This window comes from Rhodobium gokarnense (genome assembly GCF_025961475.1).
Classification (GTDB): Bacteria; Pseudomonadota; Alphaproteobacteria; order Rhizobiales; family Rhodobiaceae; genus Rhodobium; species Rhodobium gokarnense.
On sequence record NZ_JAOQNS010000022.1, the window covers coordinates 23,037 to 29,956 of the forward strand.

At 67.3% G+C, this 6,920-nt stretch carries 6 protein-coding genes; 5 read left to right on the top strand and 1 reads right to left on the bottom strand.

All coding sequences use genetic code 11. From position 1 onward, the window contains the following. Positions 1-2: 2 nt before the first annotated feature. Entirely contained in the window at positions 3-1,172 is a 1,170-nt protein-coding gene (locus tag M2319_RS23020) for an MFS transporter (RefSeq protein WP_264603821.1), read from the top strand. 6 nt (positions 1,173-1,178) lie between these two features. Here M2319_RS23020 and dgcA read toward each other — a convergent pair whose 3' ends face one another. Further along, positions 1,179-2,162, bottom strand: a complete 984-nt coding sequence (gene dgcA / locus M2319_RS23025) for an N-acetyl-D-Glu racemase DgcA (RefSeq protein ID WP_264603822.1) — start codon at positions 2,160-2,162, stop codon at positions 1,179-1,181. Positions 2,163-2,375: 213 nt separating this feature from the next. On the opposite strand from dgcA, the gene M2319_RS23030 reads away from it, so the two are divergent. From M2319_RS23030 to M2319_RS23045, 4 genes are all read left to right on the top strand, one after another. Next, positions 2,376-3,521: an MlaE family lipid ABC transporter permease subunit gene (locus tag M2319_RS23030; protein ID WP_264603823.1), complete on the top strand. Its 1,146-nt coding sequence runs from the start codon at positions 2,376-2,378 to the stop codon at positions 3,519-3,521. A gap of 12 nt (positions 3,522-3,533) precedes the next feature. Next, positions 3,534-4,328, top strand: coding sequence for an ABC transporter ATP-binding protein (locus tag M2319_RS23035; RefSeq protein WP_264603824.1), 795 nt, complete (start codon positions 3,534-3,536; stop codon positions 4,326-4,328). Positions 4,329-4,338: 10 nt separating this feature from the next. Continuing rightward, the gene (locus tag M2319_RS23040; RefSeq protein ID WP_264603825.1) at positions 4,339-5,994 is read left to right on the top strand and encodes an MlaD family protein; all 1,656 of its coding nucleotides are present in this window, start codon (positions 4,339-4,341) and stop codon (positions 5,992-5,994) included. 189 nt (positions 5,995-6,183) lie between these two features. Continuing rightward, the gene (locus tag M2319_RS23045) at positions 6,184-6,777 is read left to right on the top strand and encodes an ABC-type transport auxiliary lipoprotein family protein (RefSeq protein WP_264603826.1); all 594 of its coding nucleotides are present in this window, start codon (positions 6,184-6,186) and stop codon (positions 6,775-6,777) included. Positions 6,778-6,920: the final 143 nt, after the last annotated feature.

Consider the following 6,920-nt stretch of genomic DNA (forward strand, 5'->3'; position numbering starts at 1 on the left):
CAATGTCCCGTCGTCTTGTCAGGATACCGGCGTCAATTCGTCTATCCCTCTTTTTTTTCGCGTTATTCTTTGTGCTTGGCGTATACATGCCATTCTTTCCGGTCTGGCTGTCCGCGCGCGGCCTCAGCGCCGGTGAGATCGGCATCGTGCTTGCCGTACCGATGGTGGTCAGGATCGTCACCACGACCTTCACCAGCGCGCTCGCCGACCGGTTCGGCGCGCCGGCGCGCGCGATCCTCGTCTTCGCCGCGGCGGCGCTAACCTTCCTCTTCTGCCTTGGTGCCGTCGACGGCGTCATCCTGATCAGCGTGTTCCTCGCCTCGCTGGCGGTGTTCTGGATGCCGCTCGCGCCGCTTGCCGATGCGCTCGCCATGGCCGTCACCCGGCGCGACGGTGCCGACTATGGCCGCATGCGGATGTGGGGCTCGTTCGCCTTCATCCTTGCCAATCTCGGCGCCGGCTGGCTGGTCGGCCGGTTCACCGGCGACGTCGTCTTCTGGGTGCTGGTGTTCGGGTTTTCCTCCGTCGTCCTTGCGGCCACCCTGCTGCCGCGGCTGGAGCCGGCGGCCTCGGACGGCGACGAGGCGCCGCTCGGCACCTTCCTCAAGCGCCCGGCGTTCCTGGCGCTGCTTGCCGCCGGCGGCCTCTGCCAGGCGAGCCACAGCCTCGTCTATGCCTTCGGCTCGCTCTACTGGCAGGAGCTCTCCTTCAGCGGCACGGAGATCGGCGCCCTGTGGGCGATCGGTGTGATTGCCGAAATCGCGATCTTTTCCGTCTCCGGGCGCCTTAATGCGTCACTCGGACCGGCCGGGCTGATCCTCGCTTCCGCTGCTGCCGCGGTCCTGCGCTGGGCGGCGTTTCCGTTCCTGACGGGCTTTGCCGCCTTCCTTGCCGTCCAGATGCTGCACGGCGTCACTTTCGGCGCCGCCCATCTGGGGCTCGTCCACCACGTCTCGCGCTCGGTGCCGGAACGCCATGCGGGTGCCGCCCAGGCCTTTGCCGTCACCGTCGTCACCGGCGCCTCGGCGCTGTCGATGGGCGCTTCGGGGCCGCTCTACCGCGCCTTCGGCGGCGATGCCTTCTTTGCCATGGCGGGCGTTGCCGTCGGTGCGATGGGGCTGGTGGCGCTGTCGGTCGTCATCAAGCGGCGGCGCTTGCACGCGGCCGGATAGCGCGGCCTACCCCCAGAGCGCCGGCTCCGGCATCTTCACCGTGGAGCCATCGAAGGAAAGGCCCGGCTCGCGGTCCTTGGCCAGGAGCAGCGGGCCGTCGATGTCGAGGAAGGCGGCATAGCCGGAAAGCAGATAGGCCGGCGCGACGGCGAGCGAGGTCGCCAGCATCGATCCGACCATGACGGTGAGGCCGAGGTCCCCGGCCAGCTTCGCCATCTTCAGGGCCTCGGTGATGCCGCCGGCCTTGTCGAGCTTGATGTTAATGGCGTCGTAGCGGTCGGCGAGGTCGGCAAGGCCGTCGGAAATGTGGACGCTCTCGTCGGCGCAGACCGGCACGGCATGGGCAAGGCTTGCCAGCATGGCGTCGTTGCCGGCCGGCAGTGGCTGCTCGACCAGCTCCACGCCGGCGGCCTTGCAGGCCTCCATGTTCGGCGCGAAGAGCTCGTCGGTCCAGGCCTCGTTGGCATCGACGATGAGGCGGGCGCCGAGGGCGTTGGCGCGCACCGCGCGGATGCGGTCGACGTCGCCGGCGCCGCCGAGCTTGACCTTGATCAGCGGCCGGTGGGCGGCGGCGCGGGCGTCGCTCGCCATCTTGTCCGGCGTGCCGAGGCTGATCGTATAGGCGGTGACGGCCTCGGCCGGCGGCGAAATGCCGAGGATATCGGCGGCGCTCTTTCCACTCATCTTGGCTTCCAGGTCGAGGAGGGCGCAATCGAGCGCATTGCGGGCCGCGCCCGCCGGCATTGCCGTCTGCAGGTCCGCGCGGGTGAGGCCGTCGGCGACGGCGCCGGCAAATTTCTCGATGTCGGCGATGACGCCCTCGACCGTCTCGTCGTAGCGGGCATAGGGCACGCATTCGCCGCGGCCCTTGTTGCCGCCCTCCGTCACTGTGGCCACGACGACCTCGGCCGTCGTCTTGGTGCCGCGGGAGATGGTGAAGCCGCCGGCGATCGGCCAGCTTTCGCTCGTGGCGCTGAGGGTTCTCGTCATGAATCGCCCTTGTTCGGTTTCGGGCCATGTTACCATTCGGCAACAGGTTGCCCGGCATGTGTCCATATCCGATGCGCAGGGCACATCGGGCGGCTGAAGCCGGCGGGGTTTGCTTGCGGTGCCTCGGAGGCGATGGCAAGTTTTCGCAATTGGCGATTCTTACTGGTCCGATGGCGTGTCGGGCAAGGGGCGGGGGCGCCGGGAAGAGCCCGCATGAACATTCCTTTGGTGCTGGAACAGCCGAAGGTCACGGCAAGCGTCCACGGCTCGGAGATGCGGCTGGCATTCTCCGGGGACTGGACGGTGCAACGGGCCGCGGAAGCGGAACGGTTGCTGGCCGGCGTCGCCGATCGCGACGCCGGGTCGGTTGTGCTCGACCTGTCGGCCGTCACGGCGCTCGACACCGCCGGTGCCTGGCTCATCGTCCGGCTGCGCGATGCGCTGACCGCCAAGGGGCGCTCGGCCGCCATCGAGGGCTACGACGACAGCTACACGCCGCTGTTCGACGAGGTCGAGGAGCACAAGCCGCACGACATCGCCGAGGCGCTGCCGAGGCGCGGCATCGTCGCCGGCGTCGAAAAGGTCGGTCGCCGCACGGTCGACGTCTGGCACGATGCCATTGATCTCGTCGCCATCCTCGGCCAGTTCGCCTCCGGCCTGTCGGCCTGCCTCGTCAACATCAGCCGGATGCGCGGCATCGCCGTCCTGCACCATTTCGACCAGACCGGGCGGACGGCCGTCCCGATCATCGCGCTGATGTCGTTCCTCATCGGCGGCATCATCGCCCAGCAGGGCGCCTTCTACCTGCGCCAGTTCGGCGCCGACCAGTTCGTCGTCGACCTCGTCGGCGTTCTCGTCCTTCGCGAGATCGGCGTGCTCCTCACCGCGATCATGGTCGCCGGCCGCTCCGGCAGCGCGTTCACCGCCGAAATCGGTTCCATGAAGATGCGCGAGGAGATTGACGCCATGCACGTCATCGGGCTCCGGCCCGTCGAAGTGCTGGTGGTGCCGCGGCTGATGGCGCTGATGATCGCGCTGCCAATCCTGGCCTTCATTGCCGACGTCTCGGCGCTCGCCGGCGCCGGGCTCGTCTCCTGGGCCTATCTCGGGCTGACGCCGCAGGCCTTCATTGCCCGCCTGCAGGAGGCGATCGACCTGCAGACGCTCTATATCGGCATCGTCAAGGCGCCGGTGATGGCGCTGATCATCGGCCTGATCGCCTGCGCGGAGGGCCTGAAGGTCGCCGGCAGCGCGGAATCCCTCGGCCGCCAGACGACGGTCGCGGTGGTCAAGGCGATCTTCATGGTCATCGTCGTCGACGGCCTGTTCGCGGTGTTCTTCGCCGCGATCAACATCTAAGGGGCCCGGTTGATGGATGCACGTGTGACCCCGACACCCCCCGGCGCCTCCAGGCCCAGCGTGCTCGCCGTGCGCGGCCTGACGGTCGGCTTCGGCGACGCTCCTGTGCTGGAGAACCTCGACCTCGACGTCCATGCCGGCGAGATCCTCGGCTTCGTCGGCGGCTCGGGCACCGGCAAGACGGTCCTGATGCGCGCCATCCTCGGGCTGCTGCCGAAGCGCTCCGGCACCATCGAGGTGTTCGGCACCGACGTCGATCACGTCACCGACGAGGAGAGGCGGCAGGTGGGCCAGCGCTGGGGCGTCCTGTTCCAGCAGGGCGCGCTGTTCTCCTCGCTGACCGTGCGCCAGAACATCCAGGTGCCGATGCGTGAGCACCTCAGGCTGCCGCGCCGGCTGATGGACGAGCTGGCGCTTCTGAAGCTGGAACTCACCGGGCTGCCGCGCGATGCCGCCGACAAGTACCCGTCCGAACTCTCCGGCGGCATGACCAAGCGGGCGAGCCTTGCCCGGGCGCTGGCGCTCGACCCGGAACTCCTGTTCCTGGACGAGCCGACGTCGGGCCTCGACCCGATCGGCGCGGCCGAATTCGACGACCTCATCGGCAAGTTGCGGGACACGCTGGGCCTGACGGTCTACATGATTACCCACGACCTCGACAGTCTTTACACGGTCTGCGATAGAATTGCCGTCTTGGGAAACCGCAAGGTTCTGATTACCGGAACCTACAGCGAAATGCTGACCTACGATCATCCCTGGGTGCACGCCTATTTCCGCGGCGAACGCGCCAGACGAATCGAAAGCTGAAGGGCCCATCATGGAAACACGCGCCAATTACGTGGCGATCGGCATTTTCGTCCTGGCGGTCATCTTCGGCGGGTTCGGATTCATCTACTGGCTGGCCAAGACCGGCGACAACGGGGTGCGCCGCACCGTCATCATCGAATTCGAGGGCTCGGTCACCGGCCTCGGCCAGGGCGGGCTGGTGCTGTTCAACGGCATCAAGATCGGCGAGGTGCAGACGCTCGCCCTCAACGCCAACGACCCGACCAAGGTGCAGGCGGTCGCCTCGGTCGACAAGACTGCGCCCTTGAAGGCCGACACCAAGGCGAAGCTCGCCTATCAGGGCCTGACGGGCGTCGCCCATATCGAGATGGAGGGCGGCACCAGCGATGCCGGCCCGCTCTTTGCCGACGACCGGGTGCCGGTGGTCAAGGCCGACCGCTCGGCCTTCCAGGACCTTGTCGACGGCGCGCAGACCGTGCTGTCCCGCGCGGACAAGGCGCTGTCGGTGATCGAGGAACTGGTCGTCAACAACCGCGACAGCATCGAAAAGACCATCGGCAACGTCGAGAAATTCTCCGGCGCGCTGGCCGAGAACTCCGAGGGCGTCGACAAGTTCCTCGCCGAAGTCGCGCGTGCGGCCGACACCTTCGCCAGCCTTTCCGGCAAGCTGGAAGGGCTCGTGGAGCACGCCGACAAGCTGGTGGTCGCGGTCGATCCGGAAAAGGTCGGCCGGGTGGTGGACAACGTCGCCACCTTCACCGACTCCCTGGCGGCGGCTGCCGACGACGTCGACGGGGTCGTCGCCGATTTCCGCAAGACGGCGGAAAAGCTTTCCCAGTTCGGCGACAGCCTCAACGAGACGCTGGCCAGGGCCGACAAGGTCATTGCCGCCGTCGATGCCGACAAGGTGGGCCGCGTGGTCGACAATGTGGAGAGCATCACCGATGGGCTTGCCAAGCGCCGCGATGAGATCGACCGGCTGATCGTCGATGCCAGTTCGTCGGCGGAGAACATCAACAAGCTGACCGCCAGGCTCGCCGAACGCGAGGGCGACATCGACCAGATCATCTCGGAAGTGAAGAGCGCGACGAGCCGCTTCAACAGGTTCTCCGGCGAGATCAACACCGCGGTCGCCGATGTCCGCAAGCTGCTTGCCGCCGTCGACACGGAGCAGGTCGGCCGCGTCGTCGACAATGTGGACCGCTTCACCACCCGGCTCGGCAACCGCGCCGGCGACCTCGACCTCATCATCGACAACGCCAAGAAGGCGTCGGAGAACGTCAATTCCTTCACCGGGAACATTGCCGCCAAGAACGCCGACGTCGACCAGATCGTCGCCGATGCACGGCAGTTCTCCAACCGGCTGAACGCGGTCTCGGTGCGCATCGAGAGCCTCTTGGCCAAGGTCGAGGGCATGGTCGACAGCGACGGCGAGGGCTTCATCACCGAGGCGACCAAGGCGGCGCAGTCGATCCGCAAGGCGGCGGATGCCTTCGCGTCTCGGGCCGACACCATTGCCGGCGGCCTGGAGCGGTTCTCCACCCGCGGCGTGCGTGATTTCGAGGCGATGATGAACCAGGGCCGGCAGACGCTCGACACTATCGAGCGGACCTTCTCCGATCTCGACAAGAACCCGAACCGGGTGATCTTCGGCGGCTCCAACCAGCCGACCTACAAGCGGCGGTAAGGCGACACCGCATGGCGCGGCCGTCTTAGCTGCTTGCCGCGGGCCGGCGAATTGGCTAGAGCCATTGTGGCCAAAAGGAAACATGCGTGCGTTATTGCCACGCAGTGACAGACAAACGGCGGCGCGGGCGCAAGCGGCGAAACAAAAAGCTGCTATAGTTGCGCGGCTTTAGGTCAGGGATCGGTCTTGATGCGGTTGAAAAACGTGTTGCTGTCAGCGTTGCTGGCCGGTCTCCTTGCCGGCTGCGGCAGCCTTGGCGGATCGACCCCGCCGCCGATCTACGACCTTTCCGCGCCGCGCGACTTCCCGGGCCTCACCGGCCGCACCAGCGCCCAGCTCCTGGTGCCGCCGCCGAAGGCGGTTCGCGCGCTCGACACGCAGTCCATCGCCATCAAGCCGGATGTTTCCGTTATCACCTATTTCGGCGACGGCCAGTGGTCGGACACGCTGCCGAAGCTGATCCAGGCGCGGCTCGTCGAGTCGTTCGAGAATTCCGGCCGCGTGCGGGCCGTCGGGCGGCCGGGCGAGGGGCTCCTCATCCACTACCAGGTCGTCGTCGACGTGCGCTCGTTCCAGCTTGAGCTGAAGGGCGGCAAGCGGGCCGTGGTCGAGGTCGCCGTCAAGCTGCTGCACGACCGCAATGGGCGCGTCGTCGCCCAGAAGATCTTCCACGCCGAGGCGGCGAGCCCGTCCGACCGCGTCGCCGACGCCGTCGCCGCCATGGACAGCGCCTTCGACGCCGTGCTGACGGACATCGTCACCTGGGTGGTGCGGAAGGTTTAGGGATTCTCTTTCCCGCTCACGGCCGAGCGCTCGCTATCGCTCGCTGGCCTCCGCGGGGGCGGCGCATCGGCGCCGACGGCCGGTCGGCCTTGCGAGCCCTGCGGGCTCGATGTTTCGCTCACGCCGAGCTCACTGCGTTCGCC

Excerpts from the sequence above, each read along its gene's own strand:
- M2319_RS23040 (WP_264603825.1), top strand. The coding sequence starts at position 4,339 with ATGGAAACACGCGCCAATTACGTGGCGATCGGCATTTTCGTCCTGGCG.
- M2319_RS23045 (WP_264603826.1), top strand. The coding sequence starts at position 6,184 with ATGCGGTTGAAAAACGTGTTGCTGTCAGCGTTGCTGGCCGGTCTCCTT.
- dgcA (WP_264603822.1), bottom strand. The coding sequence starts at position 2,162 with ATGACGAGAACCCTCAGCGCCACGAGCGAAAGCTGGCCGATCGCCGGC.
- M2319_RS23030 (WP_264603823.1), top strand. The coding sequence starts at position 2,376 with ATGAACATTCCTTTGGTGCTGGAACAGCCGAAGGTCACGGCAAGCGTC.
- M2319_RS23020 (WP_264603821.1), top strand. The coding sequence starts at position 3 with ATGTCCCGTCGTCTTGTCAGGATACCGGCGTCAATTCGTCTATCCCTC.
- M2319_RS23035 (WP_264603824.1), top strand. The coding sequence starts at position 3,534 with ATGGATGCACGTGTGACCCCGACACCCCCCGGCGCCTCCAGGCCCAGC.